Source organism: Gilliamella sp. Nev3-1, from assembly GCF_001690435.1.
Classification (GTDB): Bacteria; Pseudomonadota; Gammaproteobacteria; order Enterobacterales; family Orbaceae; genus Gilliamella; species Gilliamella apicola_C.
Genome location: NZ_LZHN01000064.1, coordinates 43,781 through 57,112, shown reverse-complemented (window position 1 = coordinate 57,112; position 13,332 = coordinate 43,781). Strand labels below are relative to the sequence as shown.

The 13,332-nt window shown below is 34.8% G+C and carries 10 protein-coding genes, 2 tRNA genes and 1 pseudogene; 6 read left to right on the top strand and 7 right to left on the bottom strand.

Going from position 1 to position 13,332, the window contains the following annotated elements:
* Window positions 1–276: 276 nt before the first annotated feature.
* The gene (locus tag A9G40_RS10330) at window positions 277–507 is read right to left on the bottom strand and encodes a YdcH family protein (protein ID WP_065582975.1); all 231 of its coding nucleotides are present in this window, start codon (window positions 505–507) and stop codon (window positions 277–279) included.
* A 191-nt stretch (window positions 508–698) separates the two neighbouring features.
* Here A9G40_RS10330 and A9G40_RS10325 point away from each other — a divergent pair, with 191 nt between their 5' ends.
* The gene (locus A9G40_RS10325) at window positions 699–2,219 is read left to right on the top strand and encodes a helicase HerA-like domain-containing protein (protein WP_065582974.1); all 1,521 of its coding nucleotides are present in this window, start codon (window positions 699–701) and stop codon (window positions 2,217–2,219) included.
* Between the two features lie 46 nt (window positions 2,220–2,265).
* Window positions 2,266–3,351 (top strand): AI-2E family transporter, encoded by a 1,086-nt coding sequence (locus A9G40_RS10320; RefSeq protein WP_065582973.1) that lies wholly within the window; start codon window positions 2,266–2,268, stop codon window positions 3,349–3,351.
* Between the two features lie 24 nt (window positions 3,352–3,375).
* Here the strand turns inward: A9G40_RS10320 and bcp are convergent, their stop codons facing one another.
* Window positions 3,376–3,852, bottom strand: coding sequence for a thioredoxin-dependent thiol peroxidase (gene bcp / locus A9G40_RS10315; protein ID WP_065582972.1), 477 nt, complete (start codon window positions 3,850–3,852; stop codon window positions 3,376–3,378).
* A 61-nt stretch (window positions 3,853–3,913) separates the two neighbouring features.
* Entirely contained in the window at window positions 3,914–5,206 is a 1,293-nt protein-coding gene (gene hemL / locus A9G40_RS10310; protein ID WP_065582971.1) for a glutamate-1-semialdehyde 2,1-aminomutase, read from the bottom strand.
* Window positions 5,207–5,365: 159 nt separating this feature from the next.
* Between hemL and erpA the strand changes: the two genes are divergently transcribed.
* The 3 genes from erpA to A9G40_RS10295 all read left to right on the top strand — a co-directional run bounded on the left by erpA (window position 5,366) and on the right by A9G40_RS10295 (window position 6,098).
* A complete protein-coding gene (gene erpA / locus A9G40_RS10305) occupies window positions 5,366–5,704 on the top strand; it encodes an iron-sulfur cluster insertion protein ErpA (protein ID WP_034914816.1) in 339 nt (112 codons plus the stop codon).
* Between the two features lie 211 nt (window positions 5,705–5,915).
* Window positions 5,916–6,003: transfer RNA gene (locus A9G40_RS10300), tRNA-Leu, on the top strand.
* A 19-nt stretch (window positions 6,004–6,022) separates the two neighbouring features.
* A tRNA-Gly gene (locus tag A9G40_RS10295) sits at window positions 6,023–6,098 on the top strand.
* 68 nt (window positions 6,099–6,166) lie between these two features.
* Here A9G40_RS10295 and A9G40_RS15900 read toward each other — a convergent pair.
* A pseudogene (locus tag A9G40_RS15900) lies at window positions 6,167–6,292 on the bottom strand (DUF4865 family protein); the annotation flags it as partial.
* 294 nt (window positions 6,293–6,586) lie between these two features.
* Between A9G40_RS15900 and A9G40_RS10290 the strand changes: the two are divergent.
* Entirely contained in the window at window positions 6,587–6,856 is a 270-nt protein-coding gene (locus A9G40_RS10290; RefSeq protein WP_065652442.1) for a hypothetical protein, read from the top strand.
* A gap of 427 nt (window positions 6,857–7,283) precedes the next feature.
* Here A9G40_RS10290 and A9G40_RS10285 read toward each other — a convergent pair whose 3' ends face one another.
* From A9G40_RS10285 to A9G40_RS10275, 3 genes are read right to left on the bottom strand one after another with little or no spacing between them, the layout of a single operon-like run.
* The gene (locus tag A9G40_RS10285; RefSeq protein ID WP_065582969.1) at window positions 7,284–8,489 is read right to left on the bottom strand and encodes a restriction endonuclease subunit S; all 1,206 of its coding nucleotides are present in this window, start codon (window positions 8,487–8,489) and stop codon (window positions 7,284–7,286) included.
* Complete coding sequence (locus tag A9G40_RS10280) at window positions 8,479–10,119, bottom strand: HsdM family class I SAM-dependent methyltransferase (RefSeq protein ID WP_065582968.1); 1,641 nt, start codon at window positions 10,117–10,119, stop codon at window positions 8,479–8,481. The genes A9G40_RS10285 and A9G40_RS10280 overlap by 11 nt, the downstream gene beginning before the upstream one ends.
* Window positions 10,113–13,220, bottom strand: coding sequence for a type I restriction endonuclease subunit R (locus tag A9G40_RS10275; RefSeq protein WP_065582967.1), 3,108 nt, complete (start codon window positions 13,218–13,220; stop codon window positions 10,113–10,115). The genes A9G40_RS10280 and A9G40_RS10275 overlap by 7 nt, the downstream gene beginning before the upstream one ends.
* Window positions 13,221–13,332 lie beyond the last annotated feature (112 nt).

The following is a 13,332-nucleotide window of genomic DNA, read 5'->3' as shown; positions in this document are numbered from 1 at the left end:
TTTAAAACTCATATAATAAAATCGTATTAAAAACTACTTTATTAGCCCTATAATTATAACTAAAAGGAAATAATCTATGAAAACACCACATAAAAATTTAATAATGTTAATTAAAAGCCGAAAACAAAAAAAGACACAGCAGCAATTACAAGCTAAATAATTAGTGCAATGAATTAAGTTTACATATAATAAAAAACCCCAAACTATTGGGGTTTTTATTTAATCGTTTAATATAATAAAAGTCTATTTTTTCAATTCGTGATGAACTGTGCTCAATTATAAGTTTAAATGAGTATCAGACGCTTTTCTTAAAATTTCATAAATTTCGTCTTTAATTTTAAGTTTTTGCTTTTTTAATGCCTCTATAGTTTCGGTCGTATTGACAATAATGCCAGACTCAATATTTTTAATTTTTTGATCTAACTCATTGTGTTGATCGAATAATTTTTGAAAACGTAAATCAGTATTTTTTAATTTAGAAATGATTTCTCGGTATTCTGGAAACATAACGCCTCCTTATAATAGGTTGGATAGAATAATAACAATAGCAGCTATTGCTAATTCAGAATACAATATTATTGGTTGGATTAATAGAAAAATTGCACAAATGGCTACATTGTTTTGTTATTTATAATAAAACAGGTTGAATTATAAATTAAATCACAAATTTAATCATAAAGTTACTAAAGGGGTGCCGCATGAGTGAGTCGATTGTAATTGCCAAAAGCCATGGCAAAGATTTATCTGTTATTGCTGCATTGGCTAATCGTCATGGTTTAATTACTGGTGCAACAGGCACGGGTAAAACAGTAACATTACAAAAAATGGCTGAAGGTTTTTCAAAAATAGGTGTGCCAGTTTTTCTTGCTGATGTTAAAGGTGATTTAACGGGGATTGGCGAAAAGGGCATACTATCTGAAAAACTACAGGCTCGTTTAGCCAGCATTGAGGTTGATAATTGGCAACCAGACGCATCACCGATTGAATTATGGGATGTGTTTGCTGAAAAGGGCATTCCCGTTCGTAGTACCGTGTCAGATATAGGGCCGATTCTACTTGGTCGATTACTCGACTTAAATAATGTTCAATCAGGTGTGTTACAACTGATATTTAAAATTGCTGATGATAAAGGACTATTATTAATTGATTTTAAAGATCTTCGAGCATTAATTCAATTTGTAGGCGATAATGCTAAACAATTTACTACGCAATATGGCAATATTTCGCTATCATCAATTGGAGCAATCCAACGTAGCTTATTAACACTAGAACAACAAGGCGCTGAGTTTTTTCTTGGCGAACCAATGCTGAATATTCAGGATTTAATACAAGTTAACGCTCAAGGTCGTGGCATTATTAATATTTTATCGGCTGAAAAATTATATAGCTCACCCAAATTATATTCTGTCTTTTTATTATGGTTATTGTCAGCGCTTTTTGAGCATTTACCAGAAGTGGGGGATCTTGATAAACCAAAACTTGTCTTCTTTTTTGATGAAGCACATTTACTTTTCAATAATATTTCACCAGCATTACTAGAAAAAATAGAACAAGTTGTGCGCTTAATTCGATCTAAAGGAGTCGGAATTTATTTTGCTTCTCAAAACCCGAGTGATATTCCTGACACAATCTTGGGGCAATTAGGCAATCGTGTACAACATGCTTTGCGTGCATTTACACCGAAAGACCAAAAAGCCGTTAAAATAGCTGCTCAAACCATGCGTGCCAACCCAAGTTTTGATACGGAAAAAGCAATAATGGAATTAGGTGTTGGTGAAGCGCTTATTTCATTTCTAGACGAAAAAGGCCGTCCAAGCATAGTTGAACGTGGCTATATTATTGCCCCAGGTTCAAAGATGGGGGCAATGGCGCCAGATAAGTTATCATTAATTGTTCATCAATCTCATCTTTATAATAAATATGTGCAAATGCTAGATCGTCAATCTGCTTATGAATTATTGAAAAATGGATTTTTGTTAGATAGCCTGCCTAGCCAAAATACGAATAGTAACGAGGCCAAAACAGAAGAGGTAAGCAATAAACAAAATCACGGTGGGTTGATTGATTTTTTTAGTACACTTCTTTTTGGCAAGCAAGGTCCAAAAGGTGGGCAACATGATGGTGTGGCTCAGAAAATAGTCAAAAGTACAACTAGGCAAGTCGTCAATCAAATCGGTAAACAGATCACCCGTGGTATATTAGGTGGTTTTAAAAAATAATTAACTTAAGTTTATTATTCCCAAAATTTAGCAAAAGGAGAGTTTGATGTTAAAAATGTTTATAGATTGGTATAAAAAACGTTTTAGCGATCCGCATGTTGTGTCGTTAATGGCTGTGATTGTTGGCTTATTTATTATCATCTATTTTTTTAATAAAATTCTTCTGCCTGTTTTGATTGCTATTGTACTGTCGTATTTACTTGATAGGCCAATTAACTTTTTGCATAAAAAAAACATACCAAGAACGCTGGCTGTTGTGATGGTATTGTTGTTTTTTTTAATGATTGTTTTAGTTGGCTTTATGATTCTATTACCATTAATTTGGCAGCAAAGTATTAGCTTAATCACTAATATTCCGAACATGCTAAATTTCGCTAACAATTTCATTACTACATTGCCAGAGCACTATCCTGAATTAATCGATGTTGGTTTATTTGATTCGATTATCCAAGGTGTTACTAACAAAGTTGTGCAAACAGGTAATTCGTTATTACAATTTTCTATTGTGTCTTTATTTGGGCTGGTTTCGATTACAATTAATGCGGTATTAGTGCCAATAATGATGTTTTTTTTATTAAAAGACAAAGCCAAAATTTGCGGGTATTGCTCAAAAATTCTACCTAAAAATCGTACAATTTTAAACAGAGTTGCAGCGGAAATGGATATGCAAATATCTAATTATATTGTTGGTAATGTTTTACATATCATTATATTGACCGTCTGTGTTTATATTCCTTTTTGGTACTTTAGTTTAGATTATGGACTATTATTAGCTGTACTTGTTGGATTATCTGTGTTAGTGCCTTATGTTGGTATTATTATTTCAAGTATTCCTGTTGTATTAATTGCGCTGTTCCAATGGGGATTGACTACTGAATTTAGCTATTTGCTATGCTTCTATATTTTGATTCAAGCATTAGATGGTAACTTATTAGTTCCTTGTTTATTTTCAGAAAAGCTTAACTTGCATCCACTCGTTATTATTTTGGCGGTGATTGTGTTTGGTGGCTTGTGGGGCTTTTGGGGAATATTTTTTGCAATACCTTTGGCAACATTGGTTAAAGCAATTATCAATGCTTGGCCAAAACTGGATGAATTGAATAATGCCAATAGTGAACTAAAAGCAGATTAGTCATTAATCTGCTTTTAATCAAAGTTATTTGCTGTGATTTTTAAGATAATCTAAAACCACTTCATGGTGGTTAGTTGTTTTAAAATTATCAAATACTTTCTCGATTATTCCATCTTTACCTATTAAAAAGCTAATGCGATGAATTCCATCATAGGTTTTACCCATAAACTCTTTTTCGCCCCAAGTACCAAATGCTTGGGCAACTTCATGATTTTCATCAGATAGCAATGTAAAATTTAATAATTCCTTTTCAACAAATCGAGATAACTTTTCTGGCTTATCGGTGCTGATACCCAGAACCGTCACATTATATTTTTTTAACTCATCAGAACAATCGCGCAAATTACAAGCTTGCACAGTGCAACCTGGCGTCATCGCTTTAGGATAAAAATAAATTAAAACTCGTTGACCTTTAAAATCTTTTAAGCTTATTTGCTCTCCATCTTGGTCAGGTAACGAAAATTGAGGTGCTTTTACGCCTTCTTTAAGTGGATTAACCATATAATTATTACCTATTTTAATCGTTTAATGTTCTCTTGGTGTATAAAACAGTGTCATACTTTTAAATTAATTTACTAAAAAAACGACTTGCTGCATCAATGGTGTGATTGATCTCTTTGTCTGTGTGCTTAAGTGACATAAAACTCGCTTCGAAAGCTGATGGTGCAAAGTAAACACCTTCAGTTAGCATATGATGATAGAATTTTTTGAATAATTCAACATCGCATTGCATGACATCTTGATAACAGCTTACTTCAGAAGCAGTTGTAAAAAATAAACCAAACATTGCACCAGCATAATTTACGACTAACGGCACGTTATGCTTTTGGGCAACTGACAATAAACCGTTAGCAAGCTGTGCGGTTTTTTCTGCTAACTCTTGATAGATCCCAACTTCCATTAGTTTAGTTAATGTAGTGTATCCTGCTGCCATCGCAACAGGATTACCAGACAGGGTGCCAGCTTGGTATATTGGCCCGGTTGGTGCTAATTGCCTCATAATATCAGCACGACCACCAAATGCTCCAACAGGCATACCACCACCAATAATTTTTCCTAAACAAGTTAAATCAGGAACAACATCATAATAATCTTGAGCGCCACCCAGTGCGACTCTAAAACCTGTCATCACTTCATCAATAATTAATAAAGCGCCATATTCATCACAAAGTTCACGTAATCCATGTAAAAATTCTTTTTTGGCTGGGATACAGTTCATGTTGCCTGCAACAGGCTCGATGATAATAGCGGCGATATCATTGGGATATTGTTCAAATTGTTTTTTGACTGATTCTAAATTGTTATAATCACAAACTAATGTATGTTTAACAAAATCATTAGGCACACCTGGAGAGGTTGGATGACCGAAAGTCAGAGCACCAGAGCCCGCTTTAACTAACAAATAATCAGCATGACCATGGTAACAACCTTCAAACTTAATAATCTTATCTCGGCCAGTAAAACCACGTGCTACACGAATAGCACTCATGGTTGCTTCAGTGCCTGAATTCACCATCCGTACCATTTCAATTGAAGGCATTAATTGTGTCACTAAATTAGCAACTTTGGTTTCTATTTCGGTTGGTGCTCCATAACTTAAACCATTACGCACTGCTTTAATTACCGCATTGGCAACATCGGGATCGTTATGCCCAAGGATCATTGGTCCCCAAGAACCTACATAATCGATATAGGCCTTATCGTCCACATCATAAATGTATGCGCCGTTTGCTCGCTCAATAAATAAGGGGGTGCCACCCACACCATTAAAAGCACGAACAGGGGAATTCACGCCGCCAGGCATAACGGATAATGCTTGATGATAAAGCTTTTCTGATTTAAATGTGTTTAGCATAACCGGAATAATCTCTCTATAAAAATTTGCTGTATTTATTCATAAAATCAAAATAAATTCAAGTTAGCTATTAAAAATTTATTTAATAGAAGTTTTCTATTTTGTATTTTTATTTGGCAACAGTATATAATGCAAAGATCAATATATTAGGAGAAGAATATGAGCGATGCTTTACCGATTAACTTTACCGATGCGGCAGCTAATAAAGTTAAATCACTCGTCACAGAAGAAGAAAACCCAAATCTAAAATTACGCGTATATATAACTGGTGGTGGATGTAGTGGGTTTCAGTACGGTTTTACCTTTGATGAAAAAGTGAATGAAGATGACCTAGCTATCGAAAAAAATGGTGTATCGTTAGTTATCGATCCCATGAGTTTACAATATTTAGTTGGTGGCACCATTGATTATGTTGAAGGATTACAAGGTTCTCGTTTTGTGGTTGATAATCCTAATGCAACAACAACTTGTGGCTGCGGTTCTTCTTTTAGTGTTTAAATTGCATTTGTTTTTTTACACTATTAGCTTTTATCGCTAAACAAACAATCATACTTTTCTGATTTTTAGTCAAATAGAACAATAAAGCCACAAAACATGACAAACATTGAGCAGTTAGACAATAATTTTAATATTTTTGTTGACGCCAAATTTTAGATGGGTAAAATGCACAGCATTCAAAACGCAGTTACTCTTAAGTAACCAGTTTTGAGCCCGGGTGGTGAAATCGGTAGACACAAGGGATTTAAAATCCCTCGGCCTTTTTGGCCGTGCGAGTTCAAGTCTCGCCCCGGGCACCATTAAACAAACACTTCTTATGCGGGAATAGCTCAGTTGGTAGAGCACGACCTTGCCAAGGTCGGGGTCGCGAGTTCGAACCTCGTTTCCCGCTCCAATATTTAATTGACTACCATTTAGATAATTTATAGTTAGTAAAACAACAGCATTAAAATTAGAATTGATTTCTGATATTAAATAGGCTTTAAATAATAAGCCATCAAACTTATCTGTTTTATATCCATTTAATTTAACTCTACTTTTTATTAACTCCATATCATAATTATCGGGTAATTTGATTTTATATTGCATAGCGTACATGAGCATCACCTCTCGATTTAAATAATTAAAATAATTATAAATGGCAGATATTATTATTGAATAATCTTAGTCTATGATAGGGATATCAAAAATAATGATAATGGACTTTAAGGGATAAACTATTAAAATAACAAAAGAAACATTTTTTCAACTGAAATTGTCAATAAAACAACGGGTGCAATCGAATATGAATTAGATCGTCATTATTATAACGCTGTTGTTACATTTAATAGATTAAAGAATAAAAATTACGCTTTAGCCAAAAAGCATTATTTAGCAGTTGGTATGCTAAAAAGTAGTAAGGCTAAAAATATGGGTAATTTCCCAATATTAATTAATCGTGATATTTCATGCCCTCTTAGAAAATTATCCATTCAACTTTATCAAGAAACACGAATACTCATTGAAACTGATACGTTAAATAATATCTTATCAATCGTTAAACAAGGTGATGCGATTGTATTACTTCCCCTATCTTTGGCGATAAATGAGCTAACGACTGCTGATGAACATAGTCATGATATCATTTATTATGAATATAAAAATAATGCTTAATAATTTGCTATTGTTATTATCAGATCACTTAAATTCCATCACTGATTATATTAAACTGCAAATGAGTGATTATTTTAACTGGAATACACAAGAATTTAGATGCTAATAAATAACTTATCTAAACACTAAATCAGTATTGAACAGCTTAGATTGCAATTTAATCACTATATGGATTGGTTTAATTACAATAGACTTCATTTGCCTTTAGATTATCAGCCATTAATTAAAAATAAAGTGAACCTATGGCCTTATCTTTTTGGCACTAAAAAGAGTAGGGCATACCAAGATGATTCGTAACACTCTGTAAGTGACGTTTAGGACAACGAGGGTTGGTTATCAAGACAAGGATTAGGTTTAGTCAATCGTTATAATTTTCACATTGGTAGCTTTAAAAAAGCTCGCTTTAGCCAAACTAAAGCGAGTGTTATTATTTAATGGTGACTTGGCCGTTCATTAGCATGGGGAGTAGCCAGTCTCTTAATTCACTTAGGTTAATATTTTCAAAAAAATTATGTCGCCACTTCTCATATATTGGTATAACAATTTCATTATATTTATTCGAAATATTTATCATAGGTAGAATTATCTTAGCCTCTTTTAGGAATTTAAAGTGCCTTGCATATCCGTAACGCGTTAAATTTAAATTATTAACCATTTGATATAACAAGTAGTTAGGAATTCTTTCCTCTTTGGATATTAGAATTTGTGTACCATCTGCTCCTCTAGAGTAATCAAAATTAACTAGTTTCACAATTGTTGTATGATCACCGAATATAATATGGGCATCCTTTACCTCAAGTACTGATTCTTTAGTATCAGTAAAACCACAAATATATTCTTGTCCTTGATCCACAACTGGATACTTTCCACTACGAAGAATATTTTTGTTTAATACTTTAATTGTATGAGGAACTTTATCTAAAACCTCCTCAATTATTCCATCTCTCCAACCTTCAGGTATCTCGCGTTTCAGGGTGGTGTTATAAACCATTTTACCGCCTGAGCTTTTATAGGGCTTGCCTTCTTCATTAGGAAAATCAAACTGCACAAACCAGTAGTCATATAAGGTTTTTGCCATTGCTTCTAATTCAGCATTAATGCGGTTATTTAGTTCGATTTTTTTATCTAAGCTATATAAAAAGTCACCAATTAGACATTGTAGATCTTTATGTGGGAATCTAATTAAAATATTGGAAAATATTTTCGCTGAAATTCCAGAAACAGTAGATCCAGAATTATTTCTCTGTATTTCTCTTTGTCCTATTTTAGACTGAAGATAATATTTTAAATATTTATTATAAATTAACTCATTTGTCCTTAATGCAAAAAGTCGTTGACTCAGAACTATTTTTTCTTCGCTATCCCATAACATTACTTGACCAGAGGGTGCTTCTGATGTTAACAATAAGTCCCCTTTTAAGATCTCCTCTTTCATCCATTTTTCATATAGGGCTTCATCAACATAATTGATTGAATCTAGTTTAACCAACCCATCTGATTTTACATTATTAGCAGAAATAGCTCTATAACCTGTTTTACTCCATTCACAACCAAGTTTTTTGGGTGTTTTCCCTCTATAATCAATGACCCTAGATAAGCATTTATCCAGTGGCAAAATACTTCTATTGTTCATACTTCAACCCTGCCAACTGCTTTTTAATTTCTTCTTCTAAAGCTTGAGATTCTTTAAACAGCTCTTCTAGATTTTGAGTATAGCCTTGCATTTTGGCGGCGAATTCTTCGGGTGTGATATCCACGTACTCAATTTTCACGTCAAAATATTGCCCAGCACTTAAAGAGTAGTTTTTATTGATAATTTCCTCATAGCTCACCACCACTGAAAAATCCTCGTGCGCTTGTTTTTGATTAAAGGCATAGATAATTTGCTGTTCTTCTGCTGGAATAAGTACGGTTTTTTGGTTTTTGCCGTCTTTCACTTTTTCGCCAAGATTGGAGGCATCAATCAAAACCACCTGATCTTTATTGGTGGCATCAATAAACACAATAGAGACATTGGTGCCTGTGGTAGCAAAAATATTACTGGGCATGGAAACCACCCCTGCTAGCATTTTGTTATTCACCAAATACTCACGGATTTTTTTATCAATGCCTGATTGTGCGGTAATAAAGCCGGTGGGCACTACTACTGCCGCTTTCCCCGTGGGTTTTAAGGAGGTGATAATATGCTGTAAGAACAATTGGTAAATTTCCATTTTGTCCTTATCCTTAGTTTTGATTTTTGGAATGCCAGCAAAAAAGCGCTCTTTATTGGCTTTTGTATCTAACTCTTTTTGATAATCGCTAAAATCTAGCTTAAAAGGTGGATTAGATACAATATAGTCAAATTGTTTTAAGTGGCCACCTTCTTTATGGTAAGGGTGTAAGATGGTATTACCTTGTATCACATTTGGAATAGAATGCACGAGGCCATTCAAAATTAAGTTTAAGCGTAATAGATTAGATGACTTTTGTGAAATATCTTGGGTAAAGATGCTGCATCTTGCTTCACCAATAGCATGGGCGACGTTCATTAATAAAGTGCCCGATCCCGCCGAAGGATCATAACAGCTGACATTATTTACTTTGCCTCGTTGCTCAACAGGCACGAGCACTGCCGCCATAATACGAGCGACGGCATGGGGGGTGTAATATTCAGCATATTTACCGCCACTATTGCTGTTATAGTCTTTGATAAGGTATTCAAAAATAGTGGCGTAAAAGTCAAAGCCTTTTGAGAAGATATGCTCAAAGCTAAAGTCTACCAGCTTATTGATGATAGCACGGCAAAAGTCATCTTTTTTGCTGTCATCGGCAATAAAGTTGCTGATGCGGTCAAACAAAACCACCTTAGCGCCGCCTTCCGTTTTAATGGAGAATACGTCGGTATTGCTACTGGCAATATCGATTAGCGTGTCATCAAAGGTGTTAGCAAAATCTTCTTGATTTTGGTTGTTAAATAAATAGCCAATAAAATGTACTGGCTGTAGGTGCGCAACCCCTGCGGGTAAACTCAACAGGAGCATTTCGTACTGTTCATGCTCCATTGATGTCAATACTTCTTCCCACTTATCGCTTTTAGCTATGTGAGGTTGTATTTTTTTTACCGCCGAGGCAAATTGATCGTTTAAAAATTTATAGAGAAAAGCTTGGGTGATGATTTTAAATTCGTTGCCATCGTTACCTAAGCCGTAGTTAGCACAAATAGCTTTTAGATCGTCAATTAACTTTCTAGTTTGTTCTTGAAAGGCGAGTTCAACTACCACTGAGGAGCTCCGTTAGTAAATTCTTTAAGGTATTCTTTAACCACCAGCTCATTAATATAACGAGAGGTAGTAGGATTTAATTTAATCTGTTGTTGCGTCATAAATTGCTTAATAACCGTTGGCATAGTAATTTGTTTAAAATACCCCTCATTGTTTAGAAGTTGTAAGTTTTGTAATACTTGCTCGTCGGTATCGTGTTTTACACCATTTAGTGCTTCGAAAATTTTACGTTCATTGGTGCTTATTTCGTTTTTTTCTGTTAAGCGTTTATGAATGCGAGCGTATTTTACATCACCTGAGTATTTTTGACGAAGCAAATTATTCTCTCTATTTAATACTTTGACACGCTCATAAATTTTATTGAGTATTTCTGTATTGGTTTTCATTTCTTCTTGGGTTGTTGCACTCAAGTTCTTTTTCTTAAATAGCCTTTCCAGCTCTTCTTTTAGTGTGATGAATTTTGGGTCGTCTTGATCAAAATTATTGTTTAGCGCCTCACGGGTGCGTCTGAGTGTTTGCTGATAATCGTCTGCCAGTTGCAGTTCTTCTTCTCCCACTTTAATAAACTCAAAGAGAATATCTTCTAAGGCAATATTTAAAAGATTGGTGGTCTCTGTGCCTTTTTCTAGGTTCTCTTTTAAGTTGAGCAGATTAAGCCGATTAGTCGCCTCACGGTAAAGCAGATTCAGTTTATTAAAATCGAGTTGATCTAAGAAGCTAGACTCTCCTTGTAGGCGAATAAGGTTGTATAGGCTCTTGGCATTAGCTAAGGCTTTTTTAAGAACTAAAATTGTTTCACGATCGTCTATTTCATTAATTTGCTGTGAAAAAATTTCAGCATTGGTGATATCGTATTTAAATAGCGTATCTTTAATCTGTTCAATTTCTTGCTGGATTTCTTCTTGCGATTTAAACAGTTGTGAATAACTTTCTATTTCATCACCTAGCTCGTCTTGTAGCTCTTTGAAATAGGCTTTATTGGTATCATCAAACTCTTTGCGAATATCGGCAAAATCAACTACATAGCCATAACGAAAATCTTTATAAGGCCGATTTACTCGCGTTAGGGCTTGCAGGAGGTTGTGGGTACGTATTACACGACCTAAATAGAGTTTTTTTAATCGTCTGGCATCAAAACCTGTTAATAGCATGTTAAATACAAAGAGTAGATCTATTTTGCCGGCTTTAAAATCTTCAACCCAGTCTTTACGCTGTTGTTTTGTGCCTACGTCGTGCAAAATTAACGCGGCTGTTTTAACTTCGTTATCTTGCTTACGTTTGACAGCGTAGTTTGTGATTGGTTCCGCCACTTTCAATTGAGTTAGTTCGTTATCATTGGCCGCTACTTGGTTAATTTGCTGGTTGTTTTTTGGGTAACGATCATTAAATAGCTTAAAGAGTTGCTTGGCTTGTTCCGCACTGTCGCAGATGACCATTGCACCGATGGTAGACTCAGCGAGAGCGCCTCTGCTTTTTTGAAAGTCAGCAATAATATAATCCAGCATAGGATCGACAAAGCTAGGGTGGGCATAAATAAATTTTTTATCCACATCCCCTTGTTGAATTTCTGCTTCCTCTAAGGCTTTTTGTAAGGCCATTTTGTAGTGAGTGGCGATTTCTTCACGAATCAATCTTAAGGTGTAACCATCGGCAATAGAGGCGTTATAATAGTATTTATGAATATAATCGCCAAATAATTGGCGCGAGTTATAGTCTGTACCCAATAATGGCGTACCTGTTAAACCGATTTTAATCGCATTGCGATCAGATTGCTCTAGATTGGCTAAAAAGCTACCTTTGGGGTTATAACTGCGGTGTACTTCATCTAAAAAATACACCCGTTGGATACTGACATCGTAATCACTTGTTGAAACAACATCGGGATCATCTTTAAATTTTTGAATATTGACCACTGTTATTTCAGGTTTACCGGTATTATTATGAATCGCTTTAGTAGCTTTAATATCTTGACTAAATGCCTCGCGCGAATCGATGGTATAAACTGTTAAGCCTCGGCAAGTAAATTCGCGCTGTGCTTGAGTGAGCAGATCGATTCGATCCACAATAAAATAAAATTTAGGAATAATCTGCTTTTGCTGAAAATAATCGGTTAAAAACCGAACGTTATAGTAGGCTAGCGCGGTTTTACCACTGCCTTGAGTATGCCAGATAATGCCTTTTTTAATCCCCTCATTAAGCTTATGTTCAATCGCTTTTGTTGCAAAAATTTGCGGATAACGCATTATGTGCTTTTCAAGCCCTTGTGTTTCTGCCACATAAGTAAGCGCATAGCGTAAAATAAAAGCTAATCTGTCTTTACTTAATAATGAGGTACAAATACGGTTCGTTGGTCTAAGCTCATTTTTATTGAGCTTAAACTCCTCACTGCTTCGCAGAGTTTCCTTGTTATTATCTTTGAGAATTTCTAGCACTTTTTGTTCATCAAGTGGCTTAGAAAGCTCAGGTAAAATTAGTGTTTGTTCTTCTCTAAAGTAGTTGAAAATAGGCTCACCATAAGAAGCACTGGCATAAAATGCGCCTTGTAGTGGTTGAACGGCGCCATCTTCATACTCCATGTTATTAGAAAAGATCATAAACTGGGTTATATTCACAAATCGCTTAAATTTTTTATTTTGGAAGCGCTTGTTGATTCGATCACGTTCGGCTAATATTCCTTCAGGATTATTGGGTTTTTTCACCTCAATAAAGACTAACGGCATACCATTAATTAATAATGTTATATCAGGTCTAAACTCTTCATCACCATTTTTATAGGTTAGCTCTGTTACTACGTGAAAGCTATTGTTATTAAAATGCTCAAAATCAATGAGTTTTGTACCTGAGCGAGCAGTTAATTTCTCATAAAAGGCTTTACCTAAATCCTCATTGTCTAAGCTTAGCTTTACTTCCTCCAACAATCGTCCAACATCATCTTGCTCTAAATGAGGGTTGATTTTTGTAACCGCTTGACGGAATAACTCAGGGAAAATATTTGTGTTAATATCCCATTGCTGTGTTTTGAGCGATAAATAATGATACCCCAAACGAACCAAATGCATAATGGTTGGTATTTTTACGCGTGTATCTTCATTGAATGCCATGGCTAATCCCAATTTTTTGTAGTAGTCAAGAACAGATTTTACAATAACCCCTACTGATAATGGTTTCAGTAGGGTATTAGCTAGTCTGAATTGTTATCAAGTAATGTTTAAA